Below are 12,017 nucleotides of genomic sequence, written 5' to 3'. Positions count from 1 at the left end.
GAGCCCGCTCCTGTCCGCAGGTGTGACACACCGGGAGAACCGCCGAGATCGCCCCAACTCGGCCGTACCGACCAAACCCTTTGTCAGCAGGCTCTTACAGGAATCCGCCGCTGCACCCGCGCACCTTCCGAGATCAAGGGCTACCGGAATGGAGCCTCAGCGATCGCTTATGGCAAGGCTCCCGCCCACGCCGATGAACCGACCGAAAGTATGATCTCGGGCGCTACGGACCCTGCTTTCGACCGGTGCCGTCCTCCCGGGTGCCCCTGCAGGATGAGGCCCCATGCCACGCGAAGAACTCCCCCATGAATCGCCTCCTAAAGGGCCAACCGGCCATCGCGGCCACCGTCTCCCGCACGACGGGCCCGCCGTCTCCCCCGATCCGCCTCAGACCGCCGCGCTCGCGTCCGGCCGGCCCCAGACCGCCGTGCCCTCCTCGGGTCGGCCCCGGATCATCGCGCTCGACGTGCTGCGTGGGTTCGCGCTGTGCGAGATCCTGCTCGCCAACATCCAGCTCATGGCCACCGGCACCTCCGCCCTCGTGGTGCAGCCCATGGGCGACTGGGACCCCTGGCTCGGACTACCGATCTTCTCCCTGCTGTTCGGCATCGGGTTCGCGCTGCTGCTGGACTCCGCCGCGAGCCGCGTCCCCCGCCCACGCCTGGTCCTGCTGCGCCGGCTTGGGGTGCTGCTCGCGATCGGCCTCGCGCACATGCTGCTATGGCCCGGCGAGATCCTGACCGACTACGCCGTCGTCGGCATACTGGTGCTGCTGCCCTCGACCTGGCTGCCGCGGTGGGCCATGGCCGGCCTCGCCGCCACACTCATCCCGGCGGCGCTGTTCTTCGGCGGGGGCGGGCCCCTGCTGATCGCCGGGCTGTTCCTGCTGGGTGCGGCGCTGGTCCGCTACGGGGTGATCGAACAGATCGAGCGATCCACCCGAGGGCCGCTCCTGCTGGGCCTGCTCTTCGCGGCGGGACTGGCTTCCGCCCTGTGGGTACAGGCCGGCATGCGGGCCGTGGGGGCAACGACGTACCTGTCTTCCATGTCCAGCCTTGCCGATCTGCTGCTCGTCGGTGTGTACGTGTGCGGCCTGCTGGTCCTGCTCAGAACGCCGCTGCGACCGGTGCTGCAGTTCGTCTTCGCGCCACTGGGCCGGATGGCGCTGACCAATTATCTGACCGCCACACTCCTCGTTCTGGTGGCCAGCCACCTCCTCGGCCTGCCGATCGGACAGTCCTTGACGGCGGCGTACTGGACCGCGGGAGCCATCCTCACGACCCAGTGGCTGTTCTGCACCCTTTGGCTGCGCCGTTACCGTCAGGGCCCCATCGAGTGGCTCTGGCGGTGGGCCACCTGGGCCTACCGCCCGCCCCTCAGCCGGGCCAGGACGTCATGAACTCGGGCCGGAGTCGGAGTCGGTGACGACGACGTCGTCCTCCTGACCGGCGCCGCCGACCGCACGCTGGAACAGCATCCCCAAGCCCCTGGTGGTGACGGTGTCGATCGTGGCGATCCGTTTGTCCACCAGGCGTTTCTCTACGTCTTCAGGCGAACGCCGGAATCACCATCATGCTGTCACCGGCCGACGCTGCCAGAGGCTGAAATGGGTTCACCAGACTGCCCGCAGTTTCGAGGCGGACCACAACCATCTGGCGCGGTGATCGTAAGGGCTCCATCTGTGCGGCGGCGCGGCAACGCCCGCTGGTGGGTTCGGTTGGTACGGCGCGGCAGACGTGCGGCGGACGGCCCGGTGTCCCGCCGGCGTCCGGGACCGGCCTCCAGGCCGCACGCCCGGACGGCGGACGGGCGAAGGGCCGGTGGTACGGCGGCGCGGTGCGGTCTATCTCGGCCACGTCCCGGACGGGAAGCGAATCCGCGAGAAGGTCTCCGGCAAGACCCGCGCCGAAGTCGTCGAGAAGGTTCGCAAGCTCAAGGAAGCGCTGGCCAAGGGCGCTCCCGTCCCCGATGACCGGCTGACGGTCGGCACGTTCCTCGATCGCCGGCTGCTCCACCTGCCCGGCCATGTCTCCGATGGGACCATGAACAACTACGAGGACACGGTACGGCTGCATCTCAAGCCAGGACCCGGCCGTCACAGGCTGACCAAGCTCACCGTGGCCCAGGCGGAGTCTGGAGACCGTCGGCCAGCAGGCTCTGCGGGCATGGTGCGTGTAGAACGCGGCCATGCCCGCAGCGGTTAGACAGGTCAGCAGCTCACGGTCTTCTGGTAGACGCCTCGGGAGCTGTGGGTGAAGCCCTTGCCGGGCGCCAGGCTCTTGCAACTGGAGTTGGATCCACCAGCGCGGAAGATTACCTGGGCACGCACCGTGGAACTGCAGTTGTTGGTGACCTTCACGTAGCGCTTCTGGTTGAACCACGTCTCGATCGACACACACGAGGGAAGGGCCGCCTGCGCGCTGGATGCGACGGAGGCATGAGCGGCAGGAGTGGCGATCAGGCTCGCACCCGCCAGGGCAGCAACGACGAAAGCGGTACGGACAGACATGACAGCCTTTCGATTGGCATCGTGGTCGATCACCATCGAAACAGCAATGATCAGCGAATACGGAATTATGACGAGCACCCGTCTGCTTCTGCAGCCCACGCAGCACCGGCCGTTCCGTCAACTCGCCGGGGACATGCGAGCCTCTCCCCGGCGCCCTCGGCATCTGCACTCACTCATGACATCGGCATCCCGCGAGGCGCAACCGCTGGCGTTCACGGATGCGGGCGTAGACAAACGGACAACCACGGGCTCCCAGCCGTGGGCACACCGCTTGAAGATGACCTCAGCCGGAACCACCAAATCCCTTCGTCAACAGGCTCTGAGCGAGAGGGCCTGATCATGCGGAACGTCGCGGCGCTGTCGATGAAAGGCGGCCTCCGAGCCTGGGCCGTCGTAGGCGAGGGGCGACAGGGGCCTATTCGGGGGTGTCGATGAGCTCGTCGCGGGTCGCCACCTGATCGGCTGCAGGCGGTTTGATATCGGTCGCGCGGCCCCACCGCGACAACCGGACGTCGTCGACGAATTGCATGGGCTCCAAGTCGTCTTTCCCCGGCCAGCCGGGCAGCAAGGAGGAACTCTGGCATCGGCGGACGAGTTGGTCCTGCCCTATCCACAGCTTCCAGTTGATGCGGACTTGGGCGTATGTGCCTGTGGGCTTGTGATCGAGGACGCGGAGGTCAGGATCCGCCTTGGCGACCTCGCCCAGCGTGATGATCCCCTCGTGCAGGGTGGTGCGGGCGCCGTCATACACACCGGCCGGGCGCTTGTCCTTGGTGCCGGCGAGCAGGGTCTTGAGCGTTGCGGGGTGGCTCAGCCGCATATGGCCACAGGTCAGGGCAAGGGACTGCTTGTCCTCAGTGACCCTCCAGCTCTTGCCTTCCGGCAGACGCTCGCCCAAGAAGGAGGACTGCTCGTAGTACCGGTCCGGGAAGACAATGAAGCGCTCTGGGTCCTTGCCATCCTTAAGATCAAGGAGCTCGCTCGCGATGACCTCACCGTGAGCCAGTTCGTGGACCCCTGACTGCCGAAAGGTCCGCGGCTCTCCATCCCAGGCCTTGAAGACCGTGGCGTTCGAGAACGTCACGGTCTTGCCGCTCGCGAGCTGGCGGCGCAGCGCGGCGACGGGGTCGAGGCGAGCCTCGGCTACGCCCGACGGCGGGACGATCACGGCAACGGACGCGATCGTCAGGGCAAGCGACCAAAGCCTCATGCGGTCGTCTTCCTCGAAGCGGGACCGGGCCGGGGTGATCATCGCAGGCGGAGATCTCGTCCCGGTATCGACGCTTCCCGCCGCTGTCCGCAGATCCGAACCATAGTCGCGAAGTGTCCCCTGCGCGTCTACGCCCACGTCATCCACGAGCAAGCGGCGTCCGCCGCCGACGTCTTCGCCAAGGCCGTCAACGGCTGAAGACGGGAGCCACCGCGTTAGCAAGATCTCAGCATTATCCTGACAAACCAAGAAGCCCCTGACGGCGAATCTCCTGTTCAGGGACTTCCTGTTGCAGAGCCGCCGAGGGGAATCGAACCCCTGACGTTCTGTTCACAAGAGACTTCGCGCCCGTCCACGGTGGGGAGCTGCGCCTGGATCAGGGCCTCGTGCAGCAGCTCCGCCGTCCACATGCATCCATGCGTTTCCAAGCCCGTTGTTAGCATCCGCGTTGGCAGGATCACCGATCGTCGGAATTGAAGGTCTCCAGATCACTGGCGCCGAGCCGGGCAGTCATGCTCACTGCAGGCCTGGTAGACGATCACGGGCACACTCTTCCCCTTGGGCCTACGGGATTCCTGCGAGTAGTTGAGATCAAGTCGTAGGCTGACAGCGTGAAAGGTGGTGTCATGAGCGCTCAGCCTGTCCACGGTGGTACACCGGACCACCCCAGAGTGCCGCGGACGATCGGCGGAATCTCCGGCGCGCTGCGCGGCAGCCGCCGTGCGCAGTTCTTCGCCGAACTTCTTGAAGCTCAGCAGGGCGCTGAACTGGACGGCGTGCTCAACGCCTGGTGGGGGCGGGCCATGCTGGACACCGACCCGGACCGTGACCGTATCCGAGCTGCAGCCGAAGCCGGGACTCTGCCGACCACGACCATGGAGGAAGTCCTACGTCGCCGACAAGAGCGTGGCGCTCAGTGAGCGAGGACGACCTATGGCCGGTCGTACCATCGGAGGTCGTGGCTGAAACACTCGCCGACCCATCGGTCTCGGCGGAGGTGTTCTCAAGTGTGGCCGCGCTCACAGTCGCCATTTGCGAGGACCCGTGGCTGACGGCAAGCGACCAGGTCGGCACCGATCCCGACTGGCGGGAGATCCTCATCCCCAAGGGATTCGGCATCGCGGAGTATCGGATCGACCGGAAGAATCAACAGGTGCTGCAAACCCGGATCGTCCTGTTCTGACCCGGCCCTACGAACAGGCTTGGTAGCGAGACCTTCTCCCTACCTCCTCCAATACGCCCCGCAAGGCTCTCAGGGAGTGTTGAGAAGGCACTGCCCCGGCCTGCCTTTCGCCATATCTCGAGTTCCACCCCATCCGAGCAGAGCTCACCGACATTCCCCGCAACGGCCAGCCTTGTACAGCCTCCGAACTTTCGACAGCAGCCGCGTGGGATGCCCAGACGGCAACGCTGCTGTACGGAGGCGAAAAAGCCCCTTCCGCAGACCGGAAGGGGCCTTCTGCATGAGAGCCGACGAGGGGAATCGAACCCCTGACCTTCTGTTTACAAGACAGATGCTCTGCCGATTGAGCTACGTCGGCGCGGCCTTTCAGTGTAGACGCTAGAGGCGCCTGTGACGAGCGACTTCGTACAGCGCCACTCCGGCCGCCACTCCCGCGTTCAGCGACTCCGCGGCCGCCTGCATCGGGATCCGGGTCACCACGTCGCACTGCTCCCGGACCAGGCGCGAGAGCCCCTTTCCCTCCGAGCCCACGACCACCACCAGCGGCTCGGTGAGCAGGTCGACGTCGCCGATGTCGGTTTCGCCGGCGCCGTCGAGGCCGATGACGAACAGGCCCGCGTCGCGGTATTCCCGCAGTGCCGCCGTGAGGTTGGACGCGCGGGCGACGCGCATGGTGGCGAGTGTGCCCGCGGAGGTCTTCCAGGCCCCGCCCGTCACGCCGGCCGAGCGGCGGGAGGGGATGAGGAGGCCGTGGGCGCCGAAGGCGGTGGCGGATCTGGCGATGGCGCCGAGGTTGCGCGGGTCGGTGACCGAGTCGAGGGCCACGATCAGCGGGACCTCGGCGGCGTCGTGCGCGATCTCCACGAGGTCCGACGGGTGCGCGTAGTCGTACGCGGGGATCTGGAGCGCGATGCCCTGGTGGACGGCGCCCTCCGTCAGGCGGTCGAGCTTGTCGCGGCTGACCTCGAGCAGGGCGATCCCGTGCTCGGCCGCGATCCTGATGGAGTCGCGTACGCGGTCGTCGTTGTCGATGCGCTGGGCGACGTAGAGAGCGCTGGACGGGACGCCCGCCGTCAGAGCCTCGAGAACGGGGTTGCGGCCGCCGATGTACTCGGGCGCGTCCTCGGAGCGCCGCTGCCGCGTGGGAGCGGGGCGTCGGGCGCCGCCCTGTTCCTCGCGGGTGATGCGCTCAGCGCGGGCCTTGTCCTTGTACCAATGCCGCATTTCGGCAGGCGGGGTCGCGCCCCTGCCCTCAAGCGACCGGCGACCCTGCCCTCCGGCGCCTTTGGACGGGCCCTTCTTCTTCGCGGGCCTGCCCGAAGCCCTACCGCCTGCTGCCATGCCAACAAGGGTACTCGGACCGCCGGGCGCCTTATCCCACGGCGGGAACGGGGCGTTCTTCCGGGTTCGGGATGTGGAGGATTCCGTGCAGAGCGCCGCAGGGTCGGCGGAGGGTGCCGGGACGTTGCGCGGACCGTGCCGGGTGTCGATCGTCCCGTCCACGGTTTGGCCGGCCCAGGTGTTCAGGGGCCGGCTGAGCGTCGGTACGTGGCTGCCCGGCTCGGCGCGGAGCGTCAGCACATGGGTGGCCGGCCCCGCGTCACGTGGCGTAGCGTCGGGCCGGGTCAAGCTGTGCGGTGCCTCGGTCCGGCCCAGGGGTCGGGCCGAGGCCTCGGGGTGGGTGGGGCTAGCGGGTGAGTTCCCAGCGGGCGCCGTGGGGGGTGTCCTCCACGGTGATCCCCGCCGCCGCCAGCTGGTTCCTGATCGCGTCCGCCGCCGCGTAGTCCTTGCGCTCCCTGGCCGCCTTGCGCTGTTCCAGCGCCACCGCCACCAGCGCGTCCACCACCGGCGACAGGTCCGAACCGGCTCCCCGCCACTGCGGTGAGCGGGGGTCGAGACCGAGGACGTCCAGCATGTTCTGCGTCTCGGCGAGCAGCCGGGCCACGGCCTCCTTGTCGCCGCGCGACAGCGCCACGTTGCCCTCGCGCACCACCTCGTGCACGACCGCCAGCGCCTGAGGCGTGCCGAGGTCGTCGTCGAGGGCGTCCACGAAGGCCTGCGGCAGCGGCGCGTCCGCGTCGACGTCGTGGATGACCTCGGCGGCGCGCGTGACGAAGCCCTCGATGCGCTGGTACGCGGCGGCCGCCTCCAGCAGGGCCTCCTCGGAGTAGTCGATCGAGGAGCGGTAGTGCGGCGCGGCCAGGTAGTAGCGCAGTTCCACCGGCCGGACCTTCTGCACCATCTCGGGGATCAGCAGCGAGTTTCCGAGCGACTTGCTCATCTTCTCCGCGCCGATCTTGAGCATGCCGTTGTGCATCCAGTAGCGCGCGAACCCGTCGCCCGCCGCCTGGGACTGGGCGATCTCGTTCTCGTGGTGCGGGAAGATCAGGTCGATCCCGCCGCCGTGGATGTCGAAGGTCGGGCCGAGGTACTTCGTCGCCATGGCCGAGCACTCCAGGTGCCAGCCGGGGCGGCCGAGGCCCCAGGGGGTCGGCCAGGTCGGCTCGCCCGGCTTCTCCCCCTTCCACAGGGCGAAGTCGCGCGGGTCGCGCTTGCAGGACTCGTCGTCGGTGTCGGCCGCGGCCCGCATGTTCTCCAGCTTCTGGTTGGAGAGCGTGCCGTAGCTGTCGGCGTAGGACTGGACGTCGAAGTAGACGTCGCCGCCGGAGGGGTACGCGTGGCCGCGGGCGATCAGCCGCTCCATCAGCGTGATCATCTCGGGTACGTGCCCCGTGGCCCGCGGCTCGACGGTCGGCGGGAGGCAGCCCAGCGTGTCGTACGCCCAGGTGAAGGCCCGCTGGTTGCGCTCGGCCACGACGAACCAGGGCACGCCCTCCTCGGCCGCCACCCTGATGATCTTGTCGTCGATGTCGGTGACATTGCGGCAGAACGCCACGTCATAGCCGGATCGCGTCATCCAGCGTCGGAGCACGTCGAAGTTCACACCCGAGCGGATGTGCCCGATGTGCGGCGGAGCCTGCACGGTCGCCCCACACAGGTAAATCGACGCCCGGCCGGCTTCGACCGGAACGAATTCACGGATGGCGCGCGTACTGGTGTCGTAGATGTGCAGGCTCACGAAGGCAAGGCTAACGCCTCAGAGGCCTAGTCAGGCCGATAAATCCCGCCGTCACGGCGATAAATCAGCCCCGCAACGTTACTCTGTCCGGCGAGATCCGTACGATTACGCGCTCGACGCCCGGTTTGTCCTCCCAGGGGATCCCTCGGTACTTGTGCGAGAGCTCCTGAATGAGCGCCCCTTCAGGGTCGGGCGTCATGGTCACCGGCCCGCGCACCTCCACATACCTGTACGGATTGTCCGGATCGATGACCAGCAGGCTAGCCCGCGGATCGCGCTCGAAATTCCGCGGCTTCCTGCGCCCCCGCACGGTCGAGAACAGCACGTCGTCACCGTCCGTACGCACCCACACGACCGTCGACTGCGGCCCGCCGTCGGGGTTGAGGCTGGTCACCGTCGCATAATTCGGGGCATCCAAGAGTTTGCGCGCATCTTCCGACAGCTCGGCCATGTATCTCCCTTGATCGGTCCTGACCTCCATTCTTCTGTAGGCTCGAACCGCCATGGACGTGACTCCCCCCTCTGTGCTCCGCCGCCTGGGCATCGCCCTGGCCGGGCTCGCCGTCGCCGCCCTCGCCGGGGCCGCGTGCGCGCTCTCCTTCGACGACCTGCGCGCGCTGGCCATCACCGGCGAGGCGCGCCAGGACCTCGCCTTCCTCTATCCGGCGGCCTTCGACGCGCTCCTGGTGATCGCGCTCATCGACGTGCTGCTCCTGCGCTCCGCCCGGCTGCTGGTACGCATTCAGGCGGCGTTCGTGCTGGTCGTGCTCATCGTGGCGGCCGCGGCGGCCAACGTGGCGACGGCGGTGCGGTTCGCGTTCGACGTGCGGCAGCTGGCCGTGGGCGTGGCGCTGGCGCCCTGGGTCATGCTGGCCGTGGCTCTGTGGCTCTGGCTGCTGCTGATCAAGCACGTGCAGGCGCACCGGGAGGAGAGGGGCGGGGAGGTCGCCACCGAGCGGGACATCGTCCCCTTCGAGCCGGGCCTGTCCGCCGAGATCTATCCGGAGCGGCCGCCCGTCGAGATCTACACCGAACGGCTCTCGGAGACGCCACCTCAGCCGGTCCAGGAGGTTCAGCCGGTCCACGAAGTGGCCGAAACCGGAGCCGGAGCTGGAGAAGAAGCTCCGGTGGCGGCGCGGGTGGCGGAGTGGCCCGTGCAGAACGAGGCGACGCCCGAGTCGCCCGAGCCCCCGACCCGCCCCGTCCGCTGGGGCGACCGGGTCAAGCCGACCGACGTCCTGGTCCACCCGCGCGCCGGAGAGAAGGACGAGAAGGACGTGGACACCCAGCCCCATCCGGTGTTCGAGGACGACATGCCGGATCCCGGGCACGGCCCCGAGCTCGCCGACGACGGGGAGCGCCCGCGGGAGGACGAGTTAGAGGACACCGCCCCCCACCCGGTGATCCACGACGACGACACCCCGGCCCCCGCGGAACGCCTCCGCAGCACCCCACGCCACCCAGAGGACTGAGAAGGCCCGCCCAGGCGCGATCCCCGGGCGGGCCGGGCTATTTCTAAACACTGGAGCCGCGGCGCAGCCCGGCGACCAGGCCCACGCCCACCACCGCCAGCACCACCTGCATCACCAGCTCGATCCAGTCGATGCCGGGGGTGGTCGCCACGCCGAGCATCTGCGCGATCACCGTGCCCAGCAGGGCCGCCACGATGCCGACAGGTCAGGTGGGTGTTCCGGGCGTTCCACGGGTACGTCCGGTGCGTCCCGCAGTGAAGCGTGCCACGAGCAGCACGCCGGCGACCGCCAGCACGAGCTGGAGAATGTGCTCGATCCAGTCGATGCCTCGCGTGTCGGCCAGGCCGGCGGCCTGCGCGATCAGCGTTCCGATCAGGGCGGCCACGATGCCGACGATGAGCGTCAGTCCGATGGACATGTTCTGCCTGCCAGGAACGATCAGCCTGGCCAGGGCGCCGATGATGGCACCGATGACTATCGCGGAAACTATCGCGCCGATCATGTGCTGCTCCCCCCGAGACGTTCACATGTCGTGGGGACACATACCCTCAGAGCAGGCAAAACAACCAAAAAGGAGACGGCGGTCCGTACCGCGCCAGTGACGAACCGCCGCCCCCGGATACAGCGGGCTTCGCGACGACCCGCCGGGACACCCTCACGCATCCATACGTAAGACGCCCGGCGTTCAGGAAAGGTTGACGACCAGGGCCGTCGCGACGGCCGCGACGCCCTCTCCCCGCCCGGTCAGCCCGAGCCCATCAGTGGTGGTGGCGGACACGCTCACAGGCGCGCCTACGGCGGCGCTGAGCGTCTTCTCGGCCTCGGCACGGCGCGGCGCCAGCTTGGGCCGGTTGCCGATCACCTGAATGGCCACGTTGCCGATCTCATAGCCGGCGGCACGCACCTGCCGCGCGGTCTCCTCCAGCAGTGCGACGCCGGAGGCACCCGCCCAACGCGGGTCCGCGGTCCCGAACAGCTGCCCGAGATCGCCCATGCCGGCCGCGGACAGCAGCGCGTCGCACGCGGCATGCGCGGCCGCGTCGCCGTCAGAATGGCCCTCCAGCCCGGTCTCGCCCGGCCAGCGCAGGCCGGCGAGGTTGAGCTCGCGCCCCGAGGCTCCTGAAGCGAACGGGTGGACGTCGACTCCGACGCCCACCCGTGGAAGATTTGTGTTCAGGAGTTGAGAACCTCGTCGAGCAGGGCCTCAGCCTTGTCCTCGTTGGTCTTCTCCGCCAGGGCGAGCTCACTGACCAGAATCTGACGCGCCTTGGCGAGCATGCGCTTCTCGCCCGCGGACAGGCCGCGCTCGCGGTCTCTCCGCCACAGGTCCCGAACGACCTCGGCGACCTTGTTCACATCGCCGGAGGCGAGCTTCTCCAGATTGGCCTTGTAGCGACGAGACCAGTTGGTCGGCTCTTCCGTGTGCGGCATCCGCAGGACATCGAAAACCCGCTCAAGGCCTTCCTGGCCGACAACATCGCGCACACCGACGAGTTCTGCGTTTTCGGCTGGCACCTGGACGGTAAGGTCGCCCTTGTCGACCTTGAGCACCAGGTAGGTCTTTTCCTCACCCTTGATGGATCGCTTCGTGATTGCTTCGATCCGAGCAGCCCCATGGTGGGGGTAGACGACTGTGTCGCCGACCTGGAAAGTCATGTGACAAGTACCCCTTCCGCTGTACTCCAGGGTACCACGCATCCACAGCCTCCCGGAACAGTGAAATCCTCATAACTGCAGGTCAAGGCCGCATATTAGGGCTTGACAAGTGTTCAACTCTATGTCTGGCATTTCCGGACATAGCGAATGACCTGCGGGGGTGTGGATATGACCATGGATTCGGATGGATATGGTGGGCGCTGCACATCACGCATGCGCGCCACCTGCGTCTAACGCATGCGCGAGCCCTCCGCAACACCAAGGAGAACCCGCCCGTGACCAGCCGTCGCTGGATTGTCGTCGCCGCCGCGTTCTTGGCAGCCCCCGTGCTCGCGGGCTGTGGGGCTGGATTCGACGCAACCACCAACAAGCCGTACGCGCCCAACGAGGCACAGGTATTGATCGAGAACGGTGCTTACGGCACGCGCGGCATTCAGATCCCGCAGGCGTTCATCCTCGGCCCCGACGCCGGTGCGCAGATCGCCTGGCGCGGCTCGGCCCCGATCTACCTGAACATCCTCAACACCACCGGAACCCCCGACACCCTTCAGGCGGTCTCCGCGGGGAACATGGGCACGGTCAAGGTCACGGCCCCGATCCAGCTCCCGAGCAACCAGCTCGTCAACACCGGCAAGCCCACCCCTCAGCTCATGCTCGAGTCGATCCCCAAGAGCCTCAGGGGCGGCGAGAGCATCAAGCTGGACCTTCAGTTCGCCAACGCCGGGATCGTGTCCATGAACGTCCCTGTGGTGACGCGCAGCCGCGAATTCAAGGACTACCCCCCGGCGCCGAACGCCACCGCGGCCCCCACCCCGACGCCGTCCGCGTCCGCTTCCGAAGAAGCCCACTGACCCTTCAGGAAACGCCAAAACCCTTGTTCCGGTACGCGATCCGTACCGGAACAAGGG

16 protein-coding genes and 1 tRNA gene are annotated in these 12,017 nt (G+C 67.7%); 6 read left to right on the top strand and 11 right to left on the bottom strand.

Features of this window, described 5'->3' with window-relative positions:
* The first annotated feature begins 283 nt into the window (after positions 1-283).
* Positions 284-1,399: a DUF418 domain-containing protein gene (locus ACIBQ1_RS55585; protein ID WP_397291040.1), complete on the top strand. Its 1,116-nt coding sequence runs from the start codon at positions 284-286 to the stop codon at positions 1,397-1,399.
* Here the strand turns inward: ACIBQ1_RS55585 and ACIBQ1_RS55580 are convergent.
* Positions 1,394-1,528, bottom strand: coding sequence for a hypothetical protein (locus tag ACIBQ1_RS55580; protein WP_397291038.1), 135 nt, complete (start codon positions 1,526-1,528; stop codon positions 1,394-1,396). The two genes, ACIBQ1_RS55585 and ACIBQ1_RS55580, sit on opposite strands and share 6 nt — an antisense overlap.
* Positions 1,529-1,820: 292 nt before the next feature.
* Between ACIBQ1_RS55580 and ACIBQ1_RS55575 the strand changes: the two genes are divergently transcribed.
* Positions 1,821-2,204: a hypothetical protein gene (locus ACIBQ1_RS55575; protein ID WP_397291036.1), complete on the top strand. Its 384-nt coding sequence runs from the start codon at positions 1,821-1,823 to the stop codon at positions 2,202-2,204.
* A gap of 5 nt (positions 2,205-2,209) precedes the next feature.
* On the opposite strand, the gene ACIBQ1_RS55570 is transcribed toward ACIBQ1_RS55575, so the two are convergent.
* Positions 2,210-2,587 (bottom strand): hypothetical protein, encoded by a 378-nt coding sequence (locus ACIBQ1_RS55570; protein WP_397291034.1) that lies wholly within the window; start codon positions 2,585-2,587, stop codon positions 2,210-2,212.
* A gap of 337 nt (positions 2,588-2,924) precedes the next feature.
* Positions 2,925-3,761, bottom strand: coding sequence for a hypothetical protein (locus ACIBQ1_RS55565; RefSeq protein ID WP_397291032.1), 837 nt, complete (start codon positions 3,759-3,761; stop codon positions 2,925-2,927).
* Between the two features lie 584 nt (positions 3,762-4,345).
* On the opposite strand from ACIBQ1_RS55565, the gene ACIBQ1_RS55560 reads away from it, so the two are divergent.
* Both ACIBQ1_RS55560 and ACIBQ1_RS55555 read left to right on the top strand, forming a co-directional pair.
* Positions 4,346-4,639 (top strand): hypothetical protein, encoded by a 294-nt coding sequence (locus ACIBQ1_RS55560; protein ID WP_397291031.1) that lies wholly within the window; start codon positions 4,346-4,348, stop codon positions 4,637-4,639.
* Positions 4,640-4,677: 38 nt separating this feature from the next.
* Complete coding sequence (locus tag ACIBQ1_RS55555; protein WP_397291029.1) at positions 4,678-4,902, top strand: hypothetical protein; 225 nt, start codon at positions 4,678-4,680, stop codon at positions 4,900-4,902.
* 285 nt (positions 4,903-5,187) lie between these two features.
* Here the strand turns inward: ACIBQ1_RS55555 and ACIBQ1_RS55550 are convergent.
* From ACIBQ1_RS55550 to ACIBQ1_RS55535, 4 genes are all read right to left on the bottom strand, one after another.
* Positions 5,188-5,260, bottom strand: a tRNA-Thr gene (locus ACIBQ1_RS55550).
* Between the two features lie 20 nt (positions 5,261-5,280).
* Positions 5,281-6,243, bottom strand: coding sequence for a 23S rRNA (guanosine(2251)-2'-O)-methyltransferase RlmB (gene rlmB / locus ACIBQ1_RS55545; RefSeq protein WP_397291027.1), 963 nt, complete (start codon positions 6,241-6,243; stop codon positions 5,281-5,283).
* Positions 6,244-6,589: 346 nt separating this feature from the next.
* Positions 6,590-7,981 (bottom strand): cysteine--tRNA ligase, encoded by a 1,392-nt coding sequence (gene cysS, locus ACIBQ1_RS55540; protein ID WP_397291025.1) that lies wholly within the window; start codon positions 7,979-7,981, stop codon positions 6,590-6,592.
* Between the two features lie 64 nt (positions 7,982-8,045).
* Positions 8,046-8,432, bottom strand: a complete 387-nt coding sequence (locus ACIBQ1_RS55535; RefSeq protein WP_397291024.1) for a PPOX class F420-dependent oxidoreductase — start codon at positions 8,430-8,432, stop codon at positions 8,046-8,048.
* A gap of 52 nt (positions 8,433-8,484) precedes the next feature.
* On the opposite strand from ACIBQ1_RS55535, the gene ACIBQ1_RS55530 reads away from it, so the two are divergent.
* Positions 8,485-9,453, top strand: a complete 969-nt coding sequence (locus ACIBQ1_RS55530) for a DUF2637 domain-containing protein (RefSeq protein ID WP_397291022.1) — start codon at positions 8,485-8,487, stop codon at positions 9,451-9,453.
* 43 nt (positions 9,454-9,496) lie between these two features.
* Here the strand turns inward: ACIBQ1_RS55530 and ACIBQ1_RS55525 are convergent, their stop codons facing one another.
* The 4 genes from ACIBQ1_RS55525 to ACIBQ1_RS55510 form a co-directional block, all read right to left on the bottom strand.
* The gene (locus ACIBQ1_RS55525; protein WP_397291020.1) at positions 9,497-9,646 is read right to left on the bottom strand and encodes a hypothetical protein; all 150 of its coding nucleotides are present in this window, start codon (positions 9,644-9,646) and stop codon (positions 9,497-9,499) included.
* 12 nt (positions 9,647-9,658) lie between these two features.
* Entirely contained in the window at positions 9,659-9,955 is a 297-nt protein-coding gene (locus tag ACIBQ1_RS55520; protein ID WP_397291018.1) for a GlsB/YeaQ/YmgE family stress response membrane protein, read from the bottom strand.
* A 183-nt stretch (positions 9,956-10,138) separates the two neighbouring features.
* Positions 10,139-10,609 (bottom strand): 2-C-methyl-D-erythritol 2,4-cyclodiphosphate synthase, encoded by a 471-nt coding sequence (gene ispF / locus ACIBQ1_RS55515; RefSeq protein ID WP_397291017.1) that lies wholly within the window; start codon positions 10,607-10,609, stop codon positions 10,139-10,141.
* A 17-nt stretch (positions 10,610-10,626) separates the two neighbouring features.
* Positions 10,627-11,109 carry a CarD family transcriptional regulator gene (locus ACIBQ1_RS55510; protein WP_043624891.1) on the bottom strand — a complete coding sequence of 161 codons (483 nt, stop codon included), beginning with the start codon at positions 11,107-11,109 and terminating at the stop codon, positions 10,627-10,629.
* Between the two features lie 275 nt (positions 11,110-11,384).
* Between ACIBQ1_RS55510 and ACIBQ1_RS55505 the strand changes: the two genes are divergently transcribed.
* The gene (locus ACIBQ1_RS55505; protein ID WP_397291015.1) at positions 11,385-11,960 is read left to right on the top strand and encodes a copper chaperone PCu(A)C; all 576 of its coding nucleotides are present in this window, start codon (positions 11,385-11,387) and stop codon (positions 11,958-11,960) included.
* Positions 11,961-12,017 lie beyond the last annotated feature (57 nt).

The sequence above is a fragment of the Nonomuraea sp. NPDC050153 genome, from assembly GCF_044460125.1.
Classification (GTDB): Bacteria; Actinomycetota; Actinomycetes; order Streptosporangiales; family Streptosporangiaceae; genus Nonomuraea.
This window is presented reverse-complemented; position numbering and strand designations above follow the sequence as displayed.

Excerpts from the sequence above, each read along its gene's own strand:
- ACIBQ1_RS55585 (WP_397291040.1), top strand. The coding sequence starts at position 284 with ATGCCACGCGAAGAACTCCCCCATGAATCGCCTCCTAAAGGGCCAACC.
- ACIBQ1_RS55565 (WP_397291032.1), bottom strand. The coding sequence starts at position 3,761 with ATGATCACCCCGGCCCGGTCCCGCTTCGAGGAAGACGACCGCATGAGG.
- ACIBQ1_RS55560 (WP_397291031.1), top strand. The coding sequence starts at position 4,346 with ATGAGCGCTCAGCCTGTCCACGGTGGTACACCGGACCACCCCAGAGTG.
- rlmB (WP_397291027.1), bottom strand. The coding sequence starts at position 6,243 with ATGGCAGCAGGCGGTAGGGCTTCGGGCAGGCCCGCGAAGAAGAAGGGC.
- ACIBQ1_RS55535 (WP_397291024.1), bottom strand. The coding sequence starts at position 8,432 with ATGGCCGAGCTGTCGGAAGATGCGCGCAAACTCTTGGATGCCCCGAAT.
- ACIBQ1_RS55530 (WP_397291022.1), top strand. The coding sequence starts at position 8,485 with ATGGACGTGACTCCCCCCTCTGTGCTCCGCCGCCTGGGCATCGCCCTG.
- ACIBQ1_RS55520 (WP_397291018.1), bottom strand. The coding sequence starts at position 9,955 with ATGATCGGCGCGATAGTTTCCGCGATAGTCATCGGTGCCATCATCGGC.
- ACIBQ1_RS55510 (WP_043624891.1), bottom strand. The coding sequence starts at position 11,109 with ATGACTTTCCAGGTCGGCGACACAGTCGTCTACCCCCACCATGGGGCT.